At 66.1% G+C, this 23,853-nt stretch carries 22 protein-coding genes; 14 read left to right on the top strand and 8 right to left on the bottom strand.

What is annotated here, in order from left to right; all coding sequences use genetic code 11:
• Nucleotides 1–7 precede the first annotated feature (7 nt).
• The 11 genes from BEP01S_RS14475 (at nucleotide 8) to ccsB (ending at nucleotide 12,504) form a co-directional block, all read left to right on the top strand.
• Complete coding sequence (locus BEP01S_RS14475; protein ID WP_062244605.1) at nucleotides 8–703, top strand: redox-sensing transcriptional repressor Rex; 696 nt, start codon at nucleotides 8–10, stop codon at nucleotides 701–703.
• A complete protein-coding gene (gene hemA, locus BEP01S_RS14470; RefSeq protein WP_062244602.1) occupies nucleotides 700–3,177 on the top strand; it encodes a glutamyl-tRNA reductase in 2,478 nt (825 codons plus the stop codon). Before BEP01S_RS14475 ends, hemA begins: the two co-directional genes overlap by 4 nt.
• Nucleotides 3,174–4,778: a bifunctional uroporphyrinogen-III C-methyltransferase/uroporphyrinogen-III synthase gene (locus BEP01S_RS14465; RefSeq protein ID WP_062244598.1), complete on the top strand. Its 1,605-nt coding sequence runs from the start codon at nucleotides 3,174–3,176 to the stop codon at nucleotides 4,776–4,778. The genes hemA and BEP01S_RS14465 overlap by 4 nt, the downstream gene beginning before the upstream one ends.
• A gap of 1 nt (nucleotide 4,779) precedes the next feature.
• Nucleotides 4,780–5,808, top strand: a complete 1,029-nt coding sequence (gene hemB / locus BEP01S_RS14460; protein WP_062244595.1) for a porphobilinogen synthase — start codon at nucleotides 4,780–4,782, stop codon at nucleotides 5,806–5,808.
• Nucleotides 5,808–6,275, top strand: a complete 468-nt coding sequence (locus BEP01S_RS14455) for a MarR family winged helix-turn-helix transcriptional regulator (protein WP_062244581.1) — start codon at nucleotides 5,808–5,810, stop codon at nucleotides 6,273–6,275. The genes hemB and BEP01S_RS14455 overlap by 1 nt, the downstream gene beginning before the upstream one ends.
• Nucleotides 6,276–6,344: 69 nt before the next feature.
• Complete coding sequence (hemL, locus tag BEP01S_RS14450; RefSeq protein ID WP_062244578.1) at nucleotides 6,345–7,706, top strand: glutamate-1-semialdehyde 2,1-aminomutase; 1,362 nt, start codon at nucleotides 6,345–6,347, stop codon at nucleotides 7,704–7,706.
• Nucleotides 7,703–8,344, top strand: a complete 642-nt coding sequence (locus BEP01S_RS14445) for a histidine phosphatase family protein (protein ID WP_062244574.1) — start codon at nucleotides 7,703–7,705, stop codon at nucleotides 8,342–8,344. Before hemL ends, BEP01S_RS14445 begins: the two co-directional genes overlap by 4 nt.
• Nucleotides 8,341–8,940: a TlpA family protein disulfide reductase gene (locus tag BEP01S_RS14440; protein WP_039206534.1), complete on the top strand. Its 600-nt coding sequence runs from the start codon at nucleotides 8,341–8,343 to the stop codon at nucleotides 8,938–8,940. Before BEP01S_RS14445 ends, BEP01S_RS14440 begins: the two co-directional genes overlap by 4 nt.
• On the top strand, nucleotides 8,937–9,701 hold the full coding sequence (locus BEP01S_RS14435; RefSeq protein ID WP_062244572.1) for a cytochrome c biogenesis CcdA family protein: 765 nt from the start codon (nucleotides 8,937–8,939) through the stop codon (nucleotides 9,699–9,701). The genes BEP01S_RS14440 and BEP01S_RS14435 overlap by 4 nt, the downstream gene beginning before the upstream one ends.
• Nucleotides 9,701–11,368 (top strand): cytochrome c biogenesis protein ResB, encoded by a 1,668-nt coding sequence (gene resB / locus BEP01S_RS14430; RefSeq protein WP_244882266.1) that lies wholly within the window; start codon nucleotides 9,701–9,703, stop codon nucleotides 11,366–11,368. Before BEP01S_RS14435 ends, resB begins: the two co-directional genes overlap by 1 nt.
• Nucleotides 11,369–11,499: 131 nt before the next feature.
• Nucleotides 11,500–12,504 (top strand): c-type cytochrome biogenesis protein CcsB, encoded by a 1,005-nt coding sequence (gene ccsB, locus BEP01S_RS14425; RefSeq protein WP_062244569.1) that lies wholly within the window; start codon nucleotides 11,500–11,502, stop codon nucleotides 12,502–12,504.
• 473 nt (nucleotides 12,505–12,977) lie between these two features.
• Here the strand turns inward: ccsB and BEP01S_RS14420 are convergent, their stop codons facing one another.
• Nucleotides 12,978–13,409 (bottom strand): PLD nuclease N-terminal domain-containing protein, encoded by a 432-nt coding sequence (locus tag BEP01S_RS14420; RefSeq protein ID WP_062244566.1) that lies wholly within the window; start codon nucleotides 13,407–13,409, stop codon nucleotides 12,978–12,980.
• Nucleotides 13,410–13,493: 84 nt separating this feature from the next.
• Between BEP01S_RS14420 and BEP01S_RS14415 the strand changes: the two genes are divergently transcribed.
• Nucleotides 13,494–13,784: a DUF4229 domain-containing protein gene (locus BEP01S_RS14415; protein WP_062244564.1), complete on the top strand. Its 291-nt coding sequence runs from the start codon at nucleotides 13,494–13,496 to the stop codon at nucleotides 13,782–13,784.
• A gap of 17 nt (nucleotides 13,785–13,801) precedes the next feature.
• Here the strand turns inward: BEP01S_RS14415 and BEP01S_RS14410 are convergent, their stop codons facing one another.
• The 3 genes from BEP01S_RS14410 to BEP01S_RS14400 are packed head-to-tail and all read right to left on the bottom strand — an operon-like array spanning nucleotide 13,802 to nucleotide 16,942.
• Nucleotides 13,802–14,734 (bottom strand): 1,4-dihydroxy-2-naphthoate polyprenyltransferase, encoded by a 933-nt coding sequence (locus BEP01S_RS14410; protein ID WP_062244561.1) that lies wholly within the window; start codon nucleotides 14,732–14,734, stop codon nucleotides 13,802–13,804.
• A gap of 38 nt (nucleotides 14,735–14,772) precedes the next feature.
• Nucleotides 14,773–16,008, bottom strand: coding sequence for an AMP-binding protein (locus tag BEP01S_RS14405; RefSeq protein WP_062244558.1), 1,236 nt, complete (start codon nucleotides 16,006–16,008; stop codon nucleotides 14,773–14,775).
• Between the two features lie 13 nt (nucleotides 16,009–16,021).
• Nucleotides 16,022–16,942, bottom strand: coding sequence for a 1,4-dihydroxy-2-naphthoyl-CoA synthase (locus BEP01S_RS14400; RefSeq protein WP_062244554.1), 921 nt, complete (start codon nucleotides 16,940–16,942; stop codon nucleotides 16,022–16,024).
• 113 nt (nucleotides 16,943–17,055) lie between these two features.
• On the opposite strand from BEP01S_RS14400, the gene BEP01S_RS14395 reads away from it, so the two are divergent.
• Nucleotides 17,056–18,222 (top strand): o-succinylbenzoate synthase, encoded by a 1,167-nt coding sequence (locus BEP01S_RS14395; protein WP_157070582.1) that lies wholly within the window; start codon nucleotides 17,056–17,058, stop codon nucleotides 18,220–18,222.
• 27 nt (nucleotides 18,223–18,249) lie between these two features.
• Here BEP01S_RS14395 and BEP01S_RS14390 read toward each other — a convergent pair whose 3' ends face one another.
• The 3 genes from BEP01S_RS14390 to BEP01S_RS14385 all read right to left on the bottom strand — a co-directional run bounded on the left by BEP01S_RS14390 (nucleotide 18,250) and on the right by BEP01S_RS14385 (nucleotide 20,541).
• Nucleotides 18,250–18,720, bottom strand: a complete 471-nt coding sequence (locus tag BEP01S_RS14390) for a hypothetical protein (RefSeq protein ID WP_062244551.1) — start codon at nucleotides 18,718–18,720, stop codon at nucleotides 18,250–18,252.
• 96 nt (nucleotides 18,721–18,816) lie between these two features.
• A complete protein-coding gene (locus BEP01S_RS16865; protein ID WP_157070581.1) occupies nucleotides 18,817–18,954 on the bottom strand; it encodes a hypothetical protein in 138 nt (45 codons plus the stop codon).
• Nucleotides 18,955–18,969: 15 nt separating this feature from the next.
• Nucleotides 18,970–20,541 (bottom strand): alpha/beta hydrolase, encoded by a 1,572-nt coding sequence (locus tag BEP01S_RS14385; protein WP_244882264.1) that lies wholly within the window; start codon nucleotides 20,539–20,541, stop codon nucleotides 18,970–18,972.
• Between the two features lie 59 nt (nucleotides 20,542–20,600).
• Here BEP01S_RS14385 and menD point away from each other — a divergent pair, with 59 nt between their 5' ends.
• The gene (gene menD / locus BEP01S_RS14380) at nucleotides 20,601–22,418 is read left to right on the top strand and encodes a 2-succinyl-5-enolpyruvyl-6-hydroxy-3-cyclohexene-1-carboxylic-acid synthase (protein ID WP_244882263.1); all 1,818 of its coding nucleotides are present in this window, start codon (nucleotides 20,601–20,603) and stop codon (nucleotides 22,416–22,418) included.
• Between the two features lie 57 nt (nucleotides 22,419–22,475).
• Here menD and BEP01S_RS14375 read toward each other — a convergent pair whose 3' ends face one another.
• Nucleotides 22,476–23,846, bottom strand: a complete 1,371-nt coding sequence (locus tag BEP01S_RS14375) for an isochorismate synthase (protein WP_062244548.1) — start codon at nucleotides 23,844–23,846, stop codon at nucleotides 22,476–22,478.
• Nucleotides 23,847–23,853 lie beyond the last annotated feature (7 nt).

The following is a 23,853-nucleotide window of genomic DNA, read 5'->3' as shown; positions in this document are numbered from 1 at the left end:
CGGATTCGTGGGCGAGATTCTGTCCGCCAGCAGGATTGAGGGTGTCGTTCGCAAGGACGTACCCGAACGCGTCATATCCCGACTCCCGATCTATCTGCAGACCGTCGAGACCATTGCCGCCACCGGCCAGGACACAGTTTCGTCGGAGGACCTTGCCGCACGCAGCGGTGTGTCCCCGTCGATCCTGCGCAAAGACCTGTCCCAGCTGGGGCGATCGGGAACCCGCGGTGTCGGCTACTCCTGTCCGGAACTGGCCGCGACTCTGCGGACGTTCCTCGGCCTCGACCGGGACCGCCGCGTCGCCATCATCGGCGCCGGACGTCTCGGTTCGGCGCTGGCCGACTACGCCGGATTCCGGCGCCGCGGTCTGCGCCTGACTGCCGTCTTCGACATCGACGAGGAGAAGATCGGCACCTCCATCGGTGCCCTGACCGTCTCCTCACTGGACGACCTGCCCGCCTGGTCCGAGCACATCGACCTGGTGGTCATGGCCGTCCCCGCAGCCGCGGCACCCGCGGCGGCCCAGAAGGCCGTCGAAGCAGGTGTGCGCGGCATTCTCAATTTCTCACCCACCGTGCTCGACGCACCGGATACCGTTCGTGTCCACCAAGTCGACTTGGCCAGTGAGCTGCAAGTACTCGCATACTATTCGGCGCTGGACACGGCACCGCTCAACCCTGGTTTTGAGGAGCACAGGAATTGACTCTCTTGGTTCTCGGCATTTCACATCAGTCGGCTCCGATCGACATGCTCGACCGAATGGCCTTCGGCGCCGGTGAGGTCGGCATTCTGCGCAGGGACGCTCTGGCCGGAGAGAATGTCGAAGGACTCGCGGTGCTCTCGACGTGCAACCGCCTCGAACTCATCGCCGACGTCTCGGCCTTCCACGGCGGTCTGGCCGACCTCGGCAACGCGCTCGTGTCCTCGATCGACAAAGAGTGGTCTGATATCGCCGGGCACTTCTATGCCCACTACGACAACCAGGCCATGGAGCACCTGCTCAAGGTTGCCTGCGGCCTCGACTCGATGGCCATCGGCGAGGCCCAGATCCTCGGCCAGCTCCGGTCGGCATTCACGGATTCGCAGTCGGACAAGGCCCTGACCTCCGAACTCTCCCAGGCGCTTCAGCAGGCGCTGCGTGTGGGCAAGCGCGCCCACTCGGAGACCGACCTCGGTGACGTCGCTCGGTCCCTCTTCGGTGCCGGAATCGAAGCCTCGGCCGCTCATATCGGATCCCTGCGCGCCGCCAATGCACTGGTCATCGGCGCCGGAGCCATGTCGGGACTCGTAGTGTCCGGACTGCACAAAGAGGGCGTCGCCCACATCACCGTGCTCAACCGCACCCTCGACAAGGCCGAACGCCTCGTCGCCGAGGTGGGCGGACGCGCCCGTGAACTCACCCCGCGCATCATGGCCGAAGAGATCGCCGATGCCGACCTCATCGTCTCCTGCACCGGTGCCCGCGGAGTCGTCGTCAGCCGCGACGACATCGTCGCCGGCCTCGCACAGAACCACAAGGGCGCCGCGAACAAGGCCTTCATCGATCTCGCCCTTCCGCACGACATCGACCCCAGCGTCCGCGAGTTCGAAAACGTCGCCCTCTTCGGCCTCGGGGAGATCCGCGAACTTCTGCGCGGCTCCGACAAGGAAAGCGATTCGAAGGTCTCCGGCACCATCGATGAAGTCCGCACCATCATCTCCGCCGAACTGGAGAACATCGCCACCGGAAACAAGGAACGATCCGTCGCTCCGACCGTGACCGCTCTGCGTTCCCACGCCAAAGACGTGCTCGCCTCGGAGACCCAGCGTCTGGAGAAGAAGCTCGGTGACTCCGTCGACGAGAAAGCGTTCGCAGAGATCCGCAAATCTCTGCACCGGGTGGCAGAGAAGCTCATCCACACCCCGACCGTGAAGGTCAAGGAACTCGCTGTGACCGAATCCGAAGTCGACTATGCCCAGGCACTCATGCAGCTCTTCGACCTGCCCGTGAACAAGACCGCTCATGCCAAGACCTCTCCGGAGACGAAGGTCGCCACGGCAGCCAGCGTGCACCACGTCGAGGCCGACGGCGTCCGCCCGGTCGCCGATCACACCCTCGACATCGTCGAACCCGAACACTTCAGCGGCCGCACCGTGCGTCTGGGCACCCGCCGGTCCCAGCTGGCGCGTTCCCAGTCCACGGCGATCGCCCACCAGATCGCGGCACTGACCGGCTGGCGCGTCGAGATCGTCGAGGTCGTCACCGAGGGCGATGTCAACATGTCGCCCCTGGCCGGCTTCGGCGGCACCGGAGTCTTCGTCTCCGCCGTCCGCCAAGCCCTCCATCAGGGCAAGATCGACCTGGCCGTGCACTCGCTCAAGGACCTGCCCACCACCCCCGAGGCGGGAATCCAGATGGCAGCCATCCCGCCGCGGGTCGACCCGGCCGATGTCCTCATCGGCCGTGACGGACTGAGCCTCAATGACCTGCCCGCCGGGTCCGTCATCGGCACCGGTTCGCCGCGTCGTGCCGTGCAGCTGCGCGCCGCACGTCCCGATATCGAGGTTCGTGGTGTGCGTGGAAACGTCGACACCCGCATCGCACACGTCCGCGACGGCCGTCTCGACGCCGTCGTCCTCGCCGCCGCCGGCGTCCGTCGCATCGGGCGTCTGGCCGAAGCCACCGATTCGCTCAACTTCGATGTCATGCTCCCGGCACCGGGCCAGGGAGCCCTGGCGGTGGAGACCCGCAGCGCCGACAGCGCCTTCGCGACCACCGTGGACATCCTCGACGGCGACGCCGAGGTGCGGGCCGCTCTGCGTCAGATCCACGATCAGACCACCGACCTCGCCGTGACCTGTGAACGGGCGATCCTCTCCCGCGCCGAAGCCGGCTGCTCGGCACCCATCGGCGCGTTGGCGAAGATCGAAGGCAGCGAATTCATCGTCGATGCCGTGATGGCCGATGACGACGGCAAGCTCGCACGTACGCGTCAGAGCACCGCGCTGCCTGAACTCCTCGACGTCGACTGGAGCACCGACAATGCTCAGCAGCTGTCGGTGACCGCGAAGGAACTGGCTCGTGTCGCCGACGAACTCGGCACCGCCGCAGCCGAGGACCTCTTGGGCCGACTCGGCATCGACCCGGCCGCCAGCGCCGATCACCTCACCCCCGTCAAGGTTCAGGAGCAGGGATGATCAACCAACCGACAACGGGCCAGGTGCAGCCGCGCCGACTCCTGCCGGCAGCGCCACGCGTCGTCTTCATCGGCAGCGGACCCGGCGAATCGGGTCTGATGACGATGCGCGGAGCCGAGATCCTCGCCACCGCCGAGACCGTCGTCTACGACGCCGATGTCCATTCCGAGATCGTCACCGCCTATGTGCCGCAGGCCGCGACGCTCATCGACGCCGCCGACCTCGGAGTCGCCGCCTCGACCCGCGGCCGTCGCATGGCCGAACTCGCCCGCCCGGACAACACCGTGGTGCGGCTGAGCTCGGACGACGGAATCATCTTCACCACCACGACCGCGGAAGCCGCCGTCTGCCGCAAGGAACAGGTCGAGGTCGAAATCGTGCCCGGAGTCGGACTCTCCGCCTCGACGGCGGCCTTTACCGGAACCGCGCTGACCACCAACCGCGTCCGTTCCGTGCGCTTCATCGAAGCCGGACCGCAGACCCATGTCGACGTCTCTCGCCACCGCAATACCACCCATGTGCTCACCGGCAGCGCCTCCGCCCACGAACAGGCGATCGAGGCTCTGCTGGCAGACGGGTGGGACGAGGATACGAAGGTCCTCCTCGGGTGGGGAATCTCCACCATCGAACAGACGAGTGTGGAGACGACCTTGAAGCAGGCGCTGTCCATGGCGCAATCAGGAACTGATCGTATGGTGGTGATCATGGGGCAGGGAGTGGAATCCAGAGGAGAACTCAGTTGGTTCGAATCCAAACCGCTCTTCGGCTGGCAGGTGCTCATTCCTCGTACGAAGGAACAGGGAACCTCCACAGCAGAGGCCCTGGCAGAACTCGGCGCCGTCGGCACCGTCGTGCCGACCATCGCCGTTCAGCCGCCGCGCACACCGACCCAGATGGAGAAGGCGATCCGCGGCCTCGTCGACGGATCCTACGAATGGGTCGGATTCACTTCGGTCAACGCCGTGCGCGCCGTGCGCATGTGGTTCGAAGACTTCGGGCTCGACTCCCGGTCGATGGCCGGAGTCAAGGTCGCAGCCGTCGGCGGTCGCACTGCCGCAGCACTCGTCGACTGGGGAATCACCCCGGACCTCATCCCCGACGGGGAGCATTCGGCACGAGGACTGGCCGCAGCGTGGCCGGACTATGTCGATGACATCGACCCGATGAACACGGTGCTCCTGCCGCGTGCAGATATCGCCACCGAGGTGCTCGTGGCCGGTCTGTTGGAGAAGGGGTGGGACCCCGACGACGTCACCGCCTACCGCACCGTGCGTGCCTCCCCGCCGCCGGCGCCGATCCGCGAATCGATCAAGGCCGGAGACTTCGACGCCTTCCTCTTCACCTCCTCATCGACGGTGCGCAACCTCGTCGGCATCGCCGGCAAACCCGCCCCCACCTCGGTGATCTGCTGCATCGGACCGGCGACGGCGAACACAGCAGCCGAACACGGACTGCGCGTCGACGTCCTCGCCGAGGAAGCCAACCTCACCTCGCTCATCGACGGTCTCGTCGAATTCGCACTCACTCAGCGCGCCGAAGACGTGGAAGCCGGGATCTCCCCGCAGCGTCCGAGTCAGAAGCGCCGCAGAAGGAAGGCCTGACATGTCACTGGTTCCCGGAACCGTCCGTCCCCGTCGACTGCGGTCGACCCCGGCCCTGCGCCGCCTCGTCTCCGAAGTGCGACTCCACCCCTCTGAGCTCATCCTGCCGATGTTCGTCAAGGAGGGGCTGCGCGAACCGCTGCCCCTGGGCGGAATGCCCGGAGTCGTCCAGCACACGCTGGATTCCCTGCTCGAAGCCGCCCGTGAAGCGGTCGCGGCCGGAGTCGGCGGACTCATGCTCTTCGGCATCCCCGAACACAAGGACGAGATCGGCTCACAGGCCGACGACCCCGAAGGCATCCTCAACCGGGCACTGTCGCTGCTGGCCCGCGAGCTCGGCGATGACACCGTGATCATGGCGGACTTGTGCCTCGACGAATTCACCTCCCACGGCCACTGCGGAGTCCTCGACCAAGCCGGGGGAGTCGACAATGACGCCACCCTCGATCGCTACGCCTCGATGGCACTGGCCCAGGCCCGCGCCGGGGCCGAAGTGCTCGGACTGTCGGGAATGATGGACGGCCAGGTCGCCTACTGCCGCGAAGCCCTCGACGCCGCTGGATTCACCGACACCGTGATCATGGGCTACACCGCGAAGTACGCCTCCGCGTTCTACGGCCCCTTCCGCGAAGCCGTCGACTCCGAACTCAAGGGCGACCGCAAGACCTACCAGCAGGATCCGGCGAACGGACGTGAGGCGCTGCGTGAACTCGGCCTCGACCTCGCCGAAGGTGCTGACATCGTCATGGTCAAGCCGGGACTGCCGTATCTCGATGTGCTCGCCGAGGTGGCCCAGGAATCCATCGTGCCCGTGTGGACCTACCAGGTGTCCGGGGAATACGCGATGATCGAATTCGCGGCCGCCGCCGGAGCCATCGACCGGGAGAAGGCGATCGACGAATCCCTCATCGCCTTCAAACGTGCAGGCTCCGACGCGATCCTCACCTACTGGGCCACCGAGGTCGCCCAACGCCTCCAAACAGAGGCCGCAGGTCACCTGTCGAACAGCAACGCAGTCGGAGGCCGATGATGACCGAGCCTCGCTGGCTGTCGGCCGTCGACCAGAAAGCCTGGCGCAGCTACCTCACCGGCTCTCAGCTGCTCAGCACGCAGCTGGACAAGGAGCTGCGTGAGAAGCACGGAATCGGCCTGCCCGAATACGAGATCCTCGTGCGTCTGTCCGAGCACGAGAACCGGACGATGCGGATGGCGCTGCTGGCCACAGACACGACAATGTCGCGGTCACGGCTGACCCACAGCGTCGCCCGAATGGAGAAGCGCGGACTGCTCGAACGCTCCGCCATCCCCGAGGATGGCCGCGGCGTCAACTGCGTGATGACCGAAGCCGGATGGCAGCTGCTGCAGTCCGCCGCCCCCGATCACGTCTCCGGAGTCCGCAGCCACCTCGTCGATCTCCTCGATCCCGAGGAGATGGAGATATTGGGCCGGATCTTCACCAGGGTATCCGACCACATGACAGACACCGACGGCTCCTGAGCCGCCCCCACGCGTAACTGAGAACGATCCCGGGACGAAACCCGACCCGCGAAGAATCAGAGGAGAACCATGACGACAGCAGAGACGAACGGTCACACCACCGATCGGTCCGCCGCCCTCTTCACCCGCGCCGAGGCGGTCATCCCCGGCGGAGTGAACTCCCCGGTCCGCGCGTTCAAGGCCGTCGGCGGCACCCCCCGCTTCATCACCGAGGCGACCGGTGCGTGGCTGCGCGACGCCGACGGCAACGACTACATCGACCTCATCGGATCCTGGGGTCCGATGATCATGGGCCACTCCCGCCCCGAGGTCGTCGCCGCCGTTCAGGAAGCCGCCGTCAAGGGATTCTCCTTCGGCACCCCGTCGACCGGTGAGGTCGAACTCGCTGAGGAGATCGTGCGCCGCGTCGACCCCGTCGACCAGGTGCGCCTCGTGTCCTCGGGCACCGAGGCGACGATGTCGGCGATTCGCCTGGCCCGCGGCTACACGGGACGGTCCAAGGTCGTGAAGTTCGCCGGCTGCTACCACGGTCACGTCGACTCGCTGCTGGCCCAGGCCGGCTCGGGACTGGCCACGTTCTCCCTGCCCGACACCCCCGGAGTCACCGGAGCCCAGGCGCAGGACACGATCGTCGTCGACTACAACGACGCTGCCGGTCTCGAAGCCGTGTTCGCCGAACACGGTGAGGACATCGCCTGCGTCATCACCGAGGCCAGCCCCGGCAACATGGGTGTCGTGCCTCCCCGCGACGGCTTCACGAACACGATCCGCCGCCTGACCAAGGCGCACGGTGCGCTGATGATCAGCGACGAGGTGATGACCGGCTTCCGCGTCTCCACAGCCGGTTGGTACGGCTACGAGTCCGAGACCCTCGGCTACCCCGAAGGTCCGGCCGACCTGTTCACCTTCGGCAAGGTCATGGGCGGCGGCTTCCCGGCAGCGGCCTTCGGCGGTCGCGCCGACATCATGGCATACCTCGCCCCCTCCGGCCCCGTCTACCAGGCCGGAACACTCTCGGGCAATCCTGTGGCCACCGCTGCCGGACTGGCCACACTCAAGCTGACGACAGAACTCGATGTGTACTCGCACATCGGCCGTGCCGCGGACAAACTTCGCCCGGCCATCGCCTCGGCGCTGGAGGCCGAAGGCGTCGCCCACGTCATCCAGTCGGCGAACTCGATGTTCTCCGTCTTCTTCACCGACACCGATGTGACGAACTACGACTGTGCCCGGGCTCAGAACGTCGACCGGTACACCGCATTCTTCAACGCCATGCTCGATCAGGGCATCCATATGCCCCCGAGCGCGTTCGAAGCCTGGTTCCTCTCCTATGCCCACACCGATGAGATCCTCGACCGGATCATCAGCGCCCTGCCCGCGGCGGCCAAGGCCGCGGCAGCGGTTCCGGAGGCCGGGAAGGCGCAGTCATGACCACCATCCACCTCGTCCGACACGGCGAAGTCGACAACCCCGACGGCATCCTCTACGGTCGCCTGCCGCATTTCGGTCTCACCGAGCGCGGACATGAGATGGCCGCTCGTGTGGCTCAGCACTTCGCGTCGGCTCAGAACCGGCCGGTCGAGCTCGTCGCCTCTCCGCTGCTGCGGACACAGCAGACGATCGCACCCCTGTCCGAGGCACTCGGGCTGCCGGTGTTCGACGACGATCGAGTCATCGAAGCGGCGAACTCCTTCGAGGGACAGAAGCTCAACGCCAGGCGCCTCGCCGAGCCGCGGAACTTCGTGCGACTGTACAACCCGCTCACTCCGTCCTGGGGAGAGCCGTACAAACAGATCGTGCTGCGCATGCGGGCCGCGATGGCCAGTCTGCGCGCCAAGCTCGACCTCCACGGTCCTGACGCCGAGGGCGTCATCGTCTCCCACCAGCTGCCGATCTGGATGACCCGCCTGTCGGGGGAGGGGCGCTCGCTCGTCCACGACCCGCGCAGGCGTGAATGTGACCTGGCTTCTATCACCAGTTTCACATTCGATTCCTCCACACTGGTGTCCGTGAGTTACGAGAGCATCTGCGCGGATCTGCAGCCGGGCACCGCGGTGGCGGGAGCATGAGTTTCGGACGTCAGCCGCTCAACCGTCGGGCCCTCTTCACCTCGGCAATCGCCGTTGGCACCGCCGTGGTCCTCAGCGCCTGCAGCGAGAACGACGAACTGGCCGATCAGGCCGGATCCGATCAGGGGTACGTCTCCGGTTCGGGAGTCGTCTCACGTGTGCCCGCCGAGGACCGTGGCGAACCCCTCGACCTGAGCTTCGAGACCCTCGACGGCAAGTCGATGTCACTGGCAGACCTGCGTCCCACCCCGGTCGTCGTCAACCTCTGGTACGCGGCCTGCCCGCCGTGCCGGAAGGAAGCCCCGGACCTGAAGTCAGTGTCCGAGGAACTCGGGGACAAGGCACAGTTCCTCGGCGTCAACGTCCGCGACCAAGAGGCGGCGGCCAACGCGTTCATCCAGAGCTTCCAGGTGCCGTACCCGAATATGCTCGATTCGAACGGTGAGATGGTCTCCCTGCTCTCCGGCGTCCTACCCCCGCAGGCCACCCCCTCGACGGTGATCCTCGACGCGAAGGGTCGGGCCGCGGCCCGAGTCGTCGGAGAAGTCGACGCGTCGACGCTCAAGGGACTCGTCGAGGACGTGCTGGCCGAGTGAGTGGCCTCGGGGCGGACTTCGCCCAGACCGTTCTCTCGGGACCGCTGCTGCTGGCTGCCGGCGCGGCGGCCCTGGCCGGACTCGTCTCGTTCGCCTCACCCTGCGTGCTGCCGCTGGTACCCGGCTACGTCGGATACGTCACGGGTCTCTCCGGATCCTCGCTGAAGGACAAGCAGACGTGGCGAGTGGTCGTGGGCATCACCCTGTTCGTCCTCGGCTTCACGGTCGTCTTCGTGCTGTTGGGAACCAGCTTCTCCGCGCTCGGGGCGCTGTTCTCCCAATGGCAGTCGATCATCCTCCGCGTCCTCGGCGTCATCGTCATCCTCGCCGGCTTCGTATTCATGGGCGGATTCGGCCTGCTCCAGAACGAGCACCGCATCCGCGCCAGACCGAAGGCCGGACTCTGGGGCGCACCGGTGCTCGGCGCGACCTTCGCCCTCGGCTGGGCTCCCTGCGTGGGACCGACCCTGTCGGCCGTGCTGAGCATGTCGGTGAGCTTCGGCGGTGACGGAATGATCTGGCGCGGAGCACTGCTGGCCTTCGTCTACTGTCTGGGCTTGGGCATCCCGTTCATCCTCCTGGCGCTGGCGATCCACAAGGGCGCCGGACGACTCGAGTGGGTGCGGAAACATCAGACCGCGATCGTGCGTGCCGGGGGCATCATGCTCATCATCCTCGGCGTGCTCATGGCCAGCGGCGTATGGAACATGTGGATGACCTCTCTGCAAGGTCTCATCAATGGATTCGAAGTGGTGATCTAGTGGCGGGCTCAACCGAAGGCTCGGAGACGACGCAGCCGAAATGGGGTGCGACATCGACGGCGAAGCAGGGGGACAAGCCTGCCGCGAAGTCGACCGTGACGCAGCCCCAGCTCGGGTTCCTCGGCATGTGCCGGTGGGCCTGGACTCAGCTGACGACGATGCGCGTGGCCCTGATCCTCCTGCTCATCCTCGCCCTCGCCTCGATCCCCGGGTCTCTGCTGCCGCAGAGGATCCAGGACCCGGGCCGCGTCAACACCTTCCTGGACAACAACGGTGCCTGGGGGCAGTTCCTCGACACCATCCAGATGTTCGACGTGTACTCCTCCGTGTGGTTCTCCGCGATCTACCTGCTGCTGATGGTCTCGCTCATCGGCTGCATCATCCCGCGGTCGAAGCAGCACTGGAAGGCGATGCGCTCGTCCCCGCCCAAAGCACCGAGGCGGTTGTCCCGGATGCCCGGTTACGCCTCCTTCGCCTCGGCGCAGGGAGACGCAGAGACCCGTGAGGACGCGGACGAGGAGTTCCTCGATGCCGCCGAGGCCCGGCTGAAGAAGTCCGGTTACCGGATCAACCGGCAGTCCGATCACATCGCCGCCGAACGCGGCTACCTCCGCGAGACCGGCAACCTCGTCTTTCACATCGCGCTGCTCATGGCGACCCTGACGATGGCGATCGGATCGCTGTTCGGCTACGAAGGTCAGCGCATCCTCGTCGAGGGTGAGACGTTCTCGAATTCGCTGGTCTCCTATGACTCCTTCGAACCCGGCTCCTACTACGATGCGGACAATCTGCCGGACTTCCGGCTCAAACTCGATTCCTTCACCTCCACCTTCGACGATCAGGCGGCGGGCAACCAGTTCGGTCAGCCGCGCAGCTTCGATGCGAAGGTGACGACGACTGCGGACGGGAAGACCGAATCGCACCTGCTCAAGGTCAACGAGCCGGTGCGCGTGGGCGGCGTCGGCGTCTACCTGACCGGAAACGGCTACGCCCCCGAGGTGACCGTGCGTGATGCGAAGGGCGATATCGTCCAGTCCGGTCCGCAGGTGTTCATCCCGGACGGCGGAGACCCCGGATACACCTCCGAAGGCGTCATCAAGGTCCCGGACTCGGCCGGCACGCAGATGGGGTTCGTCGGCGTGTTCCTGCCCACCGCTGCACAGAATCAGGACGGGGAGCTGATCTCGAGCTTCGCCGAGCTGCGCAACCCGTACCTCGTGATGAGCGGGTACACCGGCGACCTCGGCCTCGACTCCGGAGTCCCGCAGTCCGTGTACTCGCTCGACGCCGACAAGATGACGGAGATGACCGACGAGTCGGGCAATCCGCTCGTCATCCAGCTCGCCGAGGGGGACACGCAGAAGCTGCCCAACGGCGGTTCGGTGACCTTCGACGGAGTCAAGAAGTACATCGCCGTCGACATCTCCCAGGACCCGACGCAGGCGCTCATGCTCATCAGTGCGATCCTCGTTCTGGCAGGGCTCGGCCTGTCCCTGTTCATTCCGCGCCGTCGCGTCTGGGTGCGGATCAAGAACGGCGACGCCGAGGTGGCCGCCCTGGCGCGTGGTGAGGATCCGATGGTCGAACGCGCAGTAGAGGACCTGGTCAAAGACCTGCGCGACACGGACCCCGATGAGGGCGAGCACGGCGAGGACGACGAAAGATGAACCCGAAGTACTACGCGGAGTAGAATAGCCGCGGAGTGCGCGTCGCCTTCGGTCTCCGCACGGAGTCGGACGGAGCGCGCAGACAGAGAACAGCATGCGATAGAAGAGCACTTCAGTGGTGCGGAGGATGAATGGACGTCAACACAGACCTCGCAATGTGGTCGAACCAGTTGATCATCTCGGCGATGATCGTCTACGCCGTCGCCATGATCTTCTACGCCTTCGACCTCTTCGGTGCGCGTGAGCTGAAAACCTCGGAGACCGAGGTCGCCACCTCCGCCAAGGCCAGCACCGTGCGCCGGACGAACCGGAAGACGGCGTCGACCGCCGTTCTCGACCGGCCGGGCGACGACGATTCCGCGACGGTGAAGTCGTCGAAGAAGAACCGGCATCGCGGTGCCCGCATCGGCACCTCGCTGCTCGTGCTCGCCATGCTCCTCCACGTCGGGGGAGTGCTCACTCGTGCGCTGTCCGTGGCCCGTGTGCCGTGGGGCAACATGATGGAGTACGTCCTGTCTGCCACTGCGATCACCGTCATCGTCTACCTCGTCGTGCTGATGAAGAAAGACGTGCGGTACCTGGGAACGTTCGTCTCCGGCGGAGTTCTCCTGTGCCTGGGACTGGCGATCACCGTCTTCTACACCCCGGCCGCCAAGCTCATCCCGGCTCTGGATTCGTACTGGATCGCCATCCACGTGCCGATCGCGATCCTCTCGACCTCTCTGCTCTACATCTCTGCGATCCTCGCGGTCTTCCAGATCCTGAAGAGCGTGCATGAGACCAAGGACCCGAAGTGGCTGCGGTTCCTCCACCGGCTGCCCTCGAGCACTGACCTCGAGCGGATCTCCTACCGGATTGCGGCTGTCGGCTTCATCACCTGGACCTTCACCCTCATCGCCGGCGCCATCTGGGCAGAGGTTGCCTGGAGCCGCTACTGGGGTTGGGACTCGAAGGAGATCTGGACGTTCGTCGTCTGGGTCATCTACGCCGCGTACCTGCACGCCCGTGCGACCCGCGGTTGGGGCCCGACGAAGGTCGCCGTGCTCAACCTCATCGGCATCGCCTCGGTGATCTTCAACTTCACCGTCGTCAACATGTACTTCAACGGACTGCACTCGTACTCCGGCCTCGACTGACGCAAATGTCCGGCCCGCGGTAGCGGCCCGGGCTCAGCCGCGCTGAGGGAGTTCAGTCGCGCTTAAGGCACTGTTTCAGGTGGGCAGCACGGTTTTGAAACCGGGCTGTCCACCTCAAACAGTGCCGTTTGCGTACTGTCTAAATGTGGTGATGGCCCGTGCGAGAAGGCGTCGGAAGCGTGTTGTGGTGCGGGCTTCTCTGAAGTCGCCACGTTCTTCGGTGAGCAGTTCAGAACAAGGAGTACCAATTCGCCGATTCGCAGCGCTGTACGGCCGCCGGGGCGTCCCACGGCTTCGCTTGATCGCAACGATGCTACGCCGCAGTGGTGTCAACGATGTCGCCGAATAGCGGCGGTATTGCCTAGCTGCGGCATTACGCGAGAGAGGGACGGACGGCTGCGAGCCGAATTGTGCTTGGCGACTCAGAGGCGAGACCAGTCAGCTGCTCAGGAAGACGGGTCGCGAGAGAGCGGTCAGTTGGAGCGGCCGCGGCCGTCGCCCTTGGTTCCCCGGTCATCGGAGTCGGCAGAGGAGTCTGCGGGACCGCTGTCGTCATCCGACTTCGCGGTGTCTTCGCTCGGGGAGTTCTCGTCGTCGTGGTCCTGAGCCGGAGGCGCGTGTTTGCCGAGCTTGAGTTCGCGATCGACCTGACGCAGATAGTCAGGGTCGTCATCGGGAGCAACCTGCCCGCGGGGGCGTGTGCCGCGGGTGGGCTTGTCTTCGGAACCGCGTCCGAACAGGTACCAGAGGATGAACCCGAGGACGGGGATGAAGAGGATGATGAGTGCCCACGCAGGTTTGGGCAGGACTCGAATCAGACCCCGATCACGCAACAGGCAATCGAAGAGTCCGTACAATGTCACCGCAGCCGCCAGGACGATCGCGGCAATGAGTAGTCGAGCCATGCATCAAGGATAGTCCACCAACCTGAGCGCGGCCTCCAGCGGGCGGTGACAAGACTGTCACGATCGGCGGCTAAAATGAGTTCAATGCGCACCTTCTGGCTCTACACACTCGCTCGCTTCGGCCTCATCATCGCCGCGGGCCTCGTTCTGTTCCCGTTCCTCGGCCTCAACCTGGTCATGGCGATCGCCGCCATCATCATCGGCGCACTGCTGAGCTACCTGCTCCTGGGCAAGATGCGTGCCAAAGCCGCAACCGAAATCGAAGCGAAGGTCGCCAAGCGGGCGTCCAAGCCCAAGCGCGTCGGTGCCGACGAAGCGGCTGAGGACGAGATCGTCGAAGAGCGTCTCGGAGAAGACGGCGACCAGTCGAAGTGAACTGAGGCGGACGCGCTTCAGAGCGCCAGGCCGAGGCCCATCAGCGCGGAGAAGGCCAAACCGGTCAGCCCAGTGGACTTGATCGGCGGAATCAGCCCAGGACCCGTCGTGCCGCTGAGCACCGTCTTGAGCGGATTGAGCGCCGGGACGAGGGCGAGGATCGCCAGGGCCACGGCGGGATGACCGTCGAGGATCGCCAGCGCCAGCAGCGCGAACGGCAGCAGCACGAGCACCGCATAGGCGATGCGTGCGGCATTGTCACCCATCTTCACAGCCAAGGTGATCTTGTCGGCTTCGATGTCGGTGGGGATGTCGCGGAGGTTGTTGACCATGAGCACAGCAGAGGCCAGGGATCCGATCGCGACTGCTCCGGCCCAACCGCTGAGGGTGAGATGACCGACCTGCATCCACATCGTGCCCAAAGTCGCCACGAGCCCGAAGAACACGAAGACGAAGACCTCGCCGAGGCCCATATAGCCATACGGCCGCCTGCCGCCGGTGTAGAACCAGGCGGCGGCGACTGCGGCGGCTCCGACGAGGAGGAACCACCATGCCTGCGAGATGAGGACGAGGACGATGCCGGCGACCCCGGCCAGGCCGAAGAAGATGAAGGCGGCTCGTTTGACCGCGTGAGGTTCTGCCGCCCCGGTCGCCGTCAGGCGGACGGGGCCGACTCGTTCGTCGTCGGTGCCGCGGATTCCGTCGGAGTAGTCATTGGCGTAGTTCGAGCCGATCTGCAGGCAGAGTGAGACGAGGAGGGCGAGAAACCCGCGCAGCAGGATCTGTCCGAAGCTGACGTGGTCGTCCTTGCCGGAGATGTCGTCGAGGATGAAGGCGGTGAATCCGCCGAGGGAACCGATGGCGGCTCCGGTTCCGATGAGGACGGGTGCGAGAGCCAGGGGCAGAGTTCGCAGTCGAGCTCCAGAAATCCACTGGGCGGCATCAGCCATAGGTCTCGCTCACCTTCCTGTCGGTTTGTGGAGCCGTCTTATATTACCGGTAGTTCACCAGTATGGGTATTTGCATCACACGCCATGAGATCGGCGGCGATCCGGGCCGCAGCCCTGCGATCGGGTTTGCCGATCGACCGGTTCGGAATCTCGGCGACCGGGAAGACGAGCTGCGGCAGCAGCTGCCCCGTCATCCCATGGTCGAGGGCATTGAGCCTCTGTGCCGATTCTCGCGGATTCTCCGCTCCGACTCCACCGCCGTCGGCAGTCCGGACGAGTGCGACGATCCGTTTGCCCCATTCCTCGTCGGGTACCCAGGTCACGAGCATCTCGGCGATTCCCGCTTTCTGCCAGCTCGGCAGCAGTCCGGTCTCCAGGGCGTGCGGAGAGACGTTCGTGCCTCCGGAGACGATGATGTCATCGGCCCGACCGAGGACACTGAGCACGCCGGAATCGACCCTGCCCAGATCGCTGGTGTGCATGATCCGCCGTCCCGCCTCGTCGACGGTGAGAGCGGGGGAGTCGACCGGTGTGATCGTCCCGTCGGCGGCGATCTCGACGTAGCCGTCGGCCACGACGGGGCCGGTCAGGTCGATCGTGCCCGCCTCGGTGATGGTCACGTCGACCCCGTCGAAGGGCACCCCGTCATAGACGCAGCCGCCCGCCGTCTCGCTCATCCCGTAGGTCCGCACGATCGCCAGCCCCGCGGCCTCGGCGCGGTCGAGCAGTGACGGTGAGATCGCTGCTCCGCCGAGGAGGATGTGCGAGATCCGTCCGGCTGCCTCGGTGGCGGCGCTGTCCTCGAGGATCCGGTGGAGTTGGGTGGGCACGATCGAGGTGTACGTCGGTCGGTCGCCCGCCCGTTCCACCAGGGGGGTGACCTCGGAGGTGAAGGACTGTGCGGTGAACCTCGCCGAGGCGGCCCTGACCGGGGCACGGCCCGCCAAGCGGGCGCGCAGCTCCACTTGGAAGCCGGCGATGTGGTTGACCGGCAGGCACAGGTGCCAGTCGCCGGGCCCGGAGAGGAACCGTTCGGTCGCCCGCGCCGAGGTGGTCAGCGCATGAGCGGACAGCGCCACAGCCTTCGCCGTCCCCGTCGACCCGGAGGTGAAGAGGATGAGCGCCGGGGCTGGGTCCTGACCGGCCCACACGCTGGGAGCCACCTCGGTGACTGCGCCGTCCCGATCGGACGGGAGGATGAGGATCGACGTCCCGTTCAGTGCCCGACCGATGGCCTCGGGCAGCTCGGCGGGGTGCAGTTCGCGTGCAGTCATGCGCAGAGCCGGTTCAGTAGTACCAGGGGAACGGCGACCAGTCGGGGTCGCGTTTTTCGAGGAAGGCGTCGCGTCCTTCGACGGCTTCGTCGGTCATATAGCCAAGTCGGGTGGCTTCTCCGGCGAAGACCTGCTGGCCGACGAGCCCGTCGTCGACGAGGTTGAAGGCGAACTTGAGCATGCGCTGCGCGTTCGGTGACTTGCCCAGGATCTCCCGCGCCATCTGGAGGGCCGCGGTCTCGAGATCGGCATGGTCGACGACTTCATTGACGGCTCCCATATCGGCCATCTCCTGCGCGGAGTAGGTGCGGCCCAGGAAGAAGATCTCACGGGCCTTCTTCTGCCCGACCATCTTTGCCAGGTAGGCGGAACCGTAGCCGGCGTCGTAGGAGCCGACATCGGCATCGGTCTGCTTGAACTTCGCATGCTGGCGCGAGGCGATCGTCATATCGCAGACGACGTGGAGGCTGTGGCCTCCGCCGGCTGCCCAGCCGGGGACGACGGCGATGACGACCTTCGGCATGGTGCGGATCAGGCGCTGGACCTCAAGGATGTGGAGGCGTCCGGCGCGGGCCGGGTCGACGCTCTCACGGGTCTCACCGGAGGCGTACTGGTAGCCGGAGCGGCCGCGGATGCGCTGGTCGCCGCCGGAGCAGAACGCCCAGCCGCCGTCCTTCTCGCTCGGTCCGTTGCCGGTGAGCAGGACGGCGCCGACGTCGGAGGTCTGGCGAGCGTGGTCGAGGGCACGGTAGAGCTCGTCGACCGTGTGCGGACGGAAGGCGTTGCGGACCTCGGGGCGGTCGAAGGCGATGCGCACACAGCCGATGTCCTTGCCGGTGGCGGGGTCGATGGCCCGGTGGTAAGTGATATCGGTGAAGTCGAAGCCGGAGACTTCACGCCAGGCAGTGGGGTCGAAGATTTCTGAAACCGTCATGGCCCCCAGCCTAGCGCTTGGCACCACTTGCACGGGCCGGACCCGGGTGGTGGATGGTGCAGTTCCGAACGGCAGGAAGTCGTGGCAGGGGAGGCGAGCGCTAGTCTGGTCGTATGGCCGATACAGCCCGTTCGCACTCCGGTGCACCCGAACCTGCGTCCCTCTCCTCAGCTCCGCTCGATCTGCCCGCACGCTTCGACGAGGTCATCGAGGACCTGCACGTCGTGCGACTGCCGATGGTCACCCGATTCAGAGGGATCACCGAGCGAGAAGTGGCGCTCTTCTCCGGTCCTGCAGGGTGGGCGGAGTTCTCCCCGTTCGTCGAATACGGCACCGAGGAAGCCAGCCGGTGGCTGCGCGCCTCCCTCGAATTCTCCGGGCTGATCCCGCAGCCCATCGCCCTCGCCGAGGCGGCCCCCTCCAATGCCCACGCGCGCGGTTCCGCCCCGGCGGCGGTGGCTAACGGTGAGACCGTCGCCGTCAACGGCACGCTGCCCGCCTGTCCGCCGGACCAGGTCGAATCGATCCTGTCCCGTTACGGTCGAGTCGGCACCGTCAAAGCGAAGGTCGCCGAACACGGTTTCGCCTCCCTGGAGGAAGACCTGGCGCGCCTGCGGGAGTTCCGCAGACTCTTCCCCGACACGACGCTGCGCCTGGACGCAAACGCCGGTTATACGCAGGCCGAAGCCGTCGAGGCCTGTGAGGCCTTCGCCGACTTCGACCTCCAATACTTCGAACAGCCGGTGCCGGCAGTCGAGCAGCTCGCGGACCTGCGCGAGGAACTCGCCCGACGCGGACTGCCGATCGTCATCGCCGCCGACGAATCCATCCGCAAAGCCGAGGACCCGCTGCGTGTGGCCGAACTCGGGGCCGCCGAAGTCATCATCGTCAAAGTCCAGCCGTTGGGTGGAATCGGTGCGGCCCTCGACGTCATCAGTGCCTCGGGGCTGCCCGCAGTCGTGTCCTCGGCGCTCGAGTCTTCCGTCGGACTGGCCGCCGGTGCCGAACTGGCGGCCAAGCTGCCGCGCACCGACCGCAGTCGGGACATCCTCGGTGACCGGGTGGCCTGTGGCCTGGGGACGGGACGTCTCTTCACCGCCGATATCGTCGCCGACCACGAGGCGCTGACTCCGGTCGACGGGGCCATCCCGGTGACGCGAATCGTCCCGGACCCTGACCGCCTGCAGCAGCTGGCGGTGGATCCGGGACGATTCGAGTGGTGGGCTCAGCGGGTGCAGAGCTGTTGGAGTGCCCTGCGCGGCGAGAACCTGCGCGGCTGAGCTCAGTCTGCCCGCGGCTGAACCTGGTCAGCCCGCTTTCGTCACGGATTCGACGAAAGCGTCAGCGGCCTTCGTCACAGTCGCTTCTTCGACATCGGCGAGGTTGGTGACGGAGACGAGGTTGTTTTCGGCCCGGGCGGTGACGATGCGAATCTCCGTAGCGGTCTGTCCTCCGGTTTCGACGGCCGCGACGACTCCGGCGGTTTCATCGGCCCCGGCGACCTCAGCATCGAAGGTCGAGTATTTCAGCGACATCTCCATGCCCGCGGTCGTCATCTTCACGTCACTGCACTCTTCGGCGATCTTCGCTGTGCCGTCGAGCTGTGACTGTGCGTCGTCGGCGCTGTCGAAGCTGGACAGGCCGGCGGACAGGACATTGTCGCTCGAGGCTCCGGCCACAGTGGTGCCGCCCGAGGCGATATTCGAATTGATCAGGTCGAGAGTGATGTCCTTGCACTTGGCAGGCTCGAATTCCGAGCTCTCCAGCGCCTTGGCCATCTCACCATTGGCATCTCCGGCACCGTCGACGGCCTTGAACGACTGTCCATCGACCTGCGTCGATTCGAGGACCTCCTTGAGCTGAGCTTCGTCGAGCTACTTGACCTCCGGCTGCGCCTCGGCCGCCGCTGACTCACCGCCGCCGTCAGCCTGCTCCGGTTTGTCTCCTCCACCCGTGCAGCCGACGAGTGAGAGTCCGGCGAAAAGAGCGATGGCTGGGAGTATGCGTTTCATGGTTGACCTCTCGAGTCAGCGTTCTGAAGAATCAGCGGCCGACGATTCGCGACCGCTCTCAATATAAACGCCAGCGGGATCGCCTGCGGTTTCTGTCTGTGACGGATCTGGAACATCGGCTGTGGACCGTCCTCCGCCGACCGCCGCAGCACCGTCGATTGCCGCCGCACCGTGACCGCGGTCGGCTGTCGAACCGACCGGCGCCGAGGCGATCCTGACCGTGGTCACCTCGTCCTGTCCCAGCGTGGCGAAGTGCGCGGTGTGCTTGCCGGGGATGATCGGATCGTGCATGGCCGCGGCCAACCGACCGGTGAAGGTCAGCCGTCCCTTCTTGTCCGCCTTCTGCTGGTAGGCGTTGTCTCCGCTGGGGCCGGACACGCTGATGTCGTAGCGTCGTCCGGGGTCGAAGAGCCCGGGAGTGCGGACACGGAAGCTGCCGGTGCCGCTCAGGGAGAAGCCTGCGGCGCTGACGGCGTCGAAGCGCACGACCTGCGCGCGACGACGGGAGATCTCCACCCTCCACCCGTGGATGTCGAAGAGGGCATGACCGGTGAGGAAGGTGAACTCTCCGCCGTCGGCCACGCGATCGGTGTGTCCGCGATCCGAGCTCGCATAGTCGCGCCGTTTGGCGAGCGTCTTCAGCCAGGCTCCGAGCTCCCGTTCCCAGCTCGTCCAATTGTGCAGACCGCTGGTGCGCGGAAACCAGGAATGGCGGATGCCGAGGGCGTTGAGACGGGCGGAGAAGCGCTCGCCCTGGGAGCTGATCATCGTCTCCAGCAGGTCACGGTCCTTCGCCCCTTCGAGGCTGCCCGATCCGGCACTGAACCACAGGTCGAGGCCGCGGAGATTCTCGGCCAGAGCATAGGGCGAATTCGCCAGCCATTCGCTGCGGTCCTGCCCGGGATCGCCGAACAGGCTGAGCGACCGCGCGCCTTCGCGCATCGCGATGATGTCGAATGCCGGCACCGTCGACAGCGGATCCAGAGGAGAGGAGAACGCTGCGGCCGATCCGTACCTGTCTGGATGCCAGGCCGCGTACTTCATCGCCCCGTAGCCGCCCATCGACAGCCCCGCCAACAGCTGGCTGCCGGGTGCCCAGTCGACGGAGAAGTTCGCTTTGAGGAAGGCGGGGATCTCCTCGGTGTGGAAGCGCGGCCAGTCGTGGACCTCGCTGCCGACGGCCAGGCGCGAATACGTTCCCGCTCCGCCGTCGGGCATGACGACGAGGTACGGGGAATCGAGGGTGAGCTCCTCGGCGGAACCGAAATCCGTCCATGAGCGGAAGTCGTCGCCGCCTCCGTGGAAGAGGTGGATGACGGGGCTGACCTCGGCGGGAATCCCCGGCAACAGCACCCGCACGCCGACGGTGCGGCCGAGTGCGGGGGAGTAGAGGAAGAATTCGCGCAGCCTCGGCGAGAGTTTCCGTTTGTCTCGGATATGCCAAGTCCGGGCGTCCTTTCCGCGGGGTTCGGGCCCGAGGAAGGACGTGGTCTGGTCGCGAGCGGGATAGCGTCCGCGCCGGGAGCGGGCCGCGGTCAGAGTGCGGATGGCCCGTGCTCCCATCGCGATGATCAACGAGCGGCGCATTTTTCGAGGTTAGAGGGCAGAGGTGAACCACAGGTGGTCAGGTGGTTGAATATCAGGTGATGTCGAATTCGAGCGCGGTGGCGCAGCAGATTGCCCGAAGCCTGGTCCATGCCGGGGTCAGTGATGTCGTCTTCGCCCCCGGTTCGCGGTCGGCTCCCTTGGTCTATGCCCTGGCTCCCCTCGCCGAGGCGGGACTCATCCGCACTCATGTGCGCGTCGATGAGCGTGATGCCGCCTTCCTCGCCCTCGGCCTGGCCCGCGGCCTGCGTGCCCGCGGCAGTGACTCCGCCGTGGCGGTCGTGACGACGTCCGGATCGGCCGTGGCCAATCTCCACCCGGCCGTCCTCGAAGCTTCGTACGGACACCTGCCGGTGCTCGCGCTCACCGCGGACCGCCCCGCCCGGCTGCGCGGCACGGGGGCCAACCAGACCATCGACGACCAGTCGCAGGTGCTCAGCGACGTTCGTGCCCGCTTCGATATCCCTGCCGGTGATACCGCCGAGGCGGTCGCCCGATCGGTGTCAGACGCCGTGGCCACGGCGTTGGGGCAGAGTGATGGAACCCTCGCCGAGGTGGCAGGCCCCGTCCAGTTCAATGTGCAGTTCGACGTGCCCTTGGTTCCCACCCCGGAGGAGTTGGGCGCATGGAAGGACGAGATCGGCGAGTTGGCTGAAATCGGGGTCGAGCATCGTGGTGCCGAGACCGGCGCTTCAAGCACCGGGCCTCGCTTCGGAGAAGCAGATCGCGGCGGTGCGGGAACCGGCTCGCGGGCATCCGTCGGTGTCACTATCACAGAAGGGACGGTCATCGTCGCCGGAGACGCCGGCGGGTATTCGGCCGGATCTCTGAGTGCACTCGCCGCTGATCATCATCTTCCCGTGCTTGCCGAACCCTCGAGTGCGCTGGCCCGCACCACTGCCGGTCTGTCGGGCTCCTCAATCTCTGGCACCGTCGAACTCACGACGGTCGTGCCCGCCCATGCCCGAGTACTCAGCGATCACCCCGAGCTGCGAGAGCCGATCCGCACCGTCATCGTCCATGGAAAACCGACCCTGACCAGGCCCGTCGCCGCACTGCTCGCCGACGAAACGGTGAACGTACAGCACGTCCCCGACAACATCGATGCGCTTGATCTGACCGTCACTGTAGCGAGAACCCCTGCCGACGATGTGACGGCGGTGGACGAGGCACAGGGCGTCCCCGCCTCCGGGTCGGACTGGGTGTGCGCATGGATCGACGCCGGGACATCCCTCGTAGCAGCCGCACGAGCAGAGCAGTCTGCGGAACGACCCGCGGCACGAGCCGCGGACGAGCACTCGGGAGCCGCCTCGGCGAGGGAATTCCAGTCGACGGCACGAAAGATCACCGAACACCTCGCTGCCCAGGACATCACCCTCTTCGTCGCCAGTTCGAACTCGGTTCGCTACCTCAGCGACGCCACCGACATCCGCGCTCGCATCCACGCGTCAAGAGGTCTGGCGGGAATCGACGGACTGATCTCGACCGCCACAGGGCTGTCTCTGGGGTTGGGGGAGCCGGTCGTCCTGCTCATCGGCGATATCGCCATGCTCCACGACATCGGCGGACTGCTCGCCCCGAACGCCGAGGAGGTCGGTGACGTGACGATCGTCGTGCTCAACGACGACGGGGGAGCGATCTTCTCCGGACTCGAACACTCGCAGGCCCACCTCGAAGGATTCCTGGAGCGCTATTTCACTGTCCCGCACGGCCGCGGCTTCGCCGAGCTCGCTGCAGGGTACGGATGGGATCATGTTGAGGTGACCAGCGTTGAGGAATTCGAAGAGGCTCTCGGCCGCATCGACGGACAGCGAGACGCCGGTGCCCGTCGCATCATCGAGGTGACGGCACCGCACTAGGCGACGGAACTTTCACCGGTCTTCCGACAGCAGGGGAGGTGCAGTGAGCGCGAAAAGTCAGTCGCGGTCGAGACCGAGCGCCCGACGCATCGGAGCGAGCTTCGCATTCGTCTCGGCCACCTCGGTGGCGGGATCCGAATCGGGCATGATCCCGGCCCCGGCGAACAGCCGGATCCGGTTGCGGTCCTCGAGCTGACCGCAGCGCAGGGCGATGCCGAACTGGCCGTTGCCGCGTCCGTCCATCCACCCGACGGGACCGGAGTAGCGGCCACGGTCGAGGGGTTCGAGCTCATCGACATGCGCCACTGCGCTCGCCTGCGGGTACCCGCCGACGGCGGCCGTCGGGTGGACGGCAGCGGCGACATCGAGGGCATTGAGGTCGGAATCGGCGGCCAGGGTCGCCTGCGCGTCCGACGCCGAATGGATGACATTGGCCAGCGGCAGCAGGTGGGGGCGCTCATCGACGGTGACATCCTCGGAGACCGAACCCAGACTGCGCTGCAGCGAGGCGATGGCGAAGGCATGCTCGGTGCTGTCCTTGTGGGCGCTCAGCAGCTTCCGTGCCGCCGGCATCTCCTCCATCGGGTTCTTCTCCACCCGGTAGGTCCCGGCCAGCACCCGTGAGGTCACCTTGTTGTCCTCGACCCCGATGAGCAGCTCCGGAGTCGACCCGATGAGACCGGCGATGTCGAAGGTCCAGCAGCTCGGGTAGCTGCGGTTGAGCGCACCGAGCACCGCACGCACGTCGATGTCCTCATCGGTGGTGACGACCTCGTCGCGGGCGAGGACGATCTTGCGCAGAGTCGGATCATCAGAGAACGCATCCACCTCCGCCGAGGTGTCGATCGGGGTGAGCATGTCAGCGACCTGCTCGACGAGCCGCGACCACTTCTCCGGACCGAGATCCCCGACCTCGGCGCGGGCCGTCTGCACGCGCTGCAGAGGTTCTGCCTGGAGGATCGGCGGCAGGGGAGGCACCTCGGCTGTCGAGATCGAGCTCAGCCACACGCGGCCACCGCGGCGACCGAGGACGAACTCGGGGACGTGGATGATCGAATCGACCGCGGATTCGCCCGAATACGCGACCGTGGCGAAGCACACGAGCCCGGATCCGAGCAGATCGACCTCATCTTCGACCTCGGCCACCTCGGTGATGGCCTTCCACGCATCGGAGAGCTCAGTGAACCGCTCGGGCCCGCGCGCTCGGATGCGCAGGGTGCGGCCGAAGCCGATGAGACCGGAGGTGTCACGGACCCAGCAGGAGAAGCCATCGGTCGGCAGCAGCTCGAGCGTCTGCTCCACTGTCGTGGGCAGACCGGATTCGAAGGGGAAGCCGGGCCCGGGATCGACGTCGTCGACGAAACGGGACCGCACATGCAGGCGCGGAGGGGCGGAGAGGATGTCGGAAATGCCGAAAGTCGTAGTCATGTCGCCT

Origin of the sequence: Brevibacterium epidermidis NBRC 14811, from assembly GCF_001570805.1 — a bacterium.
Lineage (GTDB): Bacteria > Actinomycetota > Actinomycetes > Actinomycetales > Brevibacteriaceae > Brevibacterium > Brevibacterium epidermidis.
Note: the sequence above shows the minus strand (reverse complement) of the source record. Positions and strands in the feature narration are given on the sequence as shown.

Excerpts from the sequence above, each read along its gene's own strand:
- BEP01S_RS14465 (WP_062244598.1), top strand. The coding sequence starts at position 3,174 with ATGATCAACCAACCGACAACGGGCCAGGTGCAGCCGCGCCGACTCCTG.
- hemB (WP_062244595.1), top strand. The coding sequence starts at position 4,780 with ATGTCACTGGTTCCCGGAACCGTCCGTCCCCGTCGACTGCGGTCGACC.
- BEP01S_RS14455 (WP_062244581.1), top strand. The coding sequence starts at position 5,808 with ATGACCGAGCCTCGCTGGCTGTCGGCCGTCGACCAGAAAGCCTGGCGC.
- hemL (WP_062244578.1), top strand. The coding sequence starts at position 6,345 with ATGACGACAGCAGAGACGAACGGTCACACCACCGATCGGTCCGCCGCC.
- BEP01S_RS14445 (WP_062244574.1), top strand. The coding sequence starts at position 7,703 with ATGACCACCATCCACCTCGTCCGACACGGCGAAGTCGACAACCCCGAC.
- BEP01S_RS14440 (WP_039206534.1), top strand. The coding sequence starts at position 8,341 with ATGAGTTTCGGACGTCAGCCGCTCAACCGTCGGGCCCTCTTCACCTCG.
- ccsB (WP_062244569.1), top strand. The coding sequence starts at position 11,500 with ATGGACGTCAACACAGACCTCGCAATGTGGTCGAACCAGTTGATCATC.
- BEP01S_RS14420 (WP_062244566.1), bottom strand. The coding sequence starts at position 13,409 with ATGGCTCGACTACTCATTGCCGCGATCGTCCTGGCGGCTGCGGTGACA.
- BEP01S_RS14415 (WP_062244564.1), top strand. The coding sequence starts at position 13,494 with ATGCGCACCTTCTGGCTCTACACACTCGCTCGCTTCGGCCTCATCATC.
- BEP01S_RS14410 (WP_062244561.1), bottom strand. The coding sequence starts at position 14,734 with ATGGCTGATGCCGCCCAGTGGATTTCTGGAGCTCGACTGCGAACTCTG.
- BEP01S_RS14405 (WP_062244558.1), bottom strand. The coding sequence starts at position 16,008 with ATGACTGCACGCGAACTGCACCCCGCCGAGCTGCCCGAGGCCATCGGT.
- BEP01S_RS14400 (WP_062244554.1), bottom strand. The coding sequence starts at position 16,942 with ATGACGGTTTCAGAAATCTTCGACCCCACTGCCTGGCGTGAAGTCTCC.
- BEP01S_RS14395 (WP_157070582.1), top strand. The coding sequence starts at position 17,056 with ATGGCCGATACAGCCCGTTCGCACTCCGGTGCACCCGAACCTGCGTCC.
- BEP01S_RS14390 (WP_062244551.1), bottom strand. The coding sequence starts at position 18,720 with ATGGCCAAGGCGCTGGAGAGCTCGGAATTCGAGCCTGCCAAGTGCAAG.
- BEP01S_RS16865 (WP_157070581.1), bottom strand. The coding sequence starts at position 18,954 with ATGAAACGCATACTCCCAGCCATCGCTCTTTTCGCCGGACTCTCACTC.
- BEP01S_RS14385 (WP_244882264.1), bottom strand. The coding sequence starts at position 20,541 with ATGCGCCGCTCGTTGATCATCGCGATGGGAGCACGGGCCATCCGCACT.
- menD (WP_244882263.1), top strand. The coding sequence starts at position 20,601 with ATGTCGAATTCGAGCGCGGTGGCGCAGCAGATTGCCCGAAGCCTGGTC.
- BEP01S_RS14375 (WP_062244548.1), bottom strand. The coding sequence starts at position 23,846 with ATGACTACGACTTTCGGCATTTCCGACATCCTCTCCGCCCCTCCGCGC.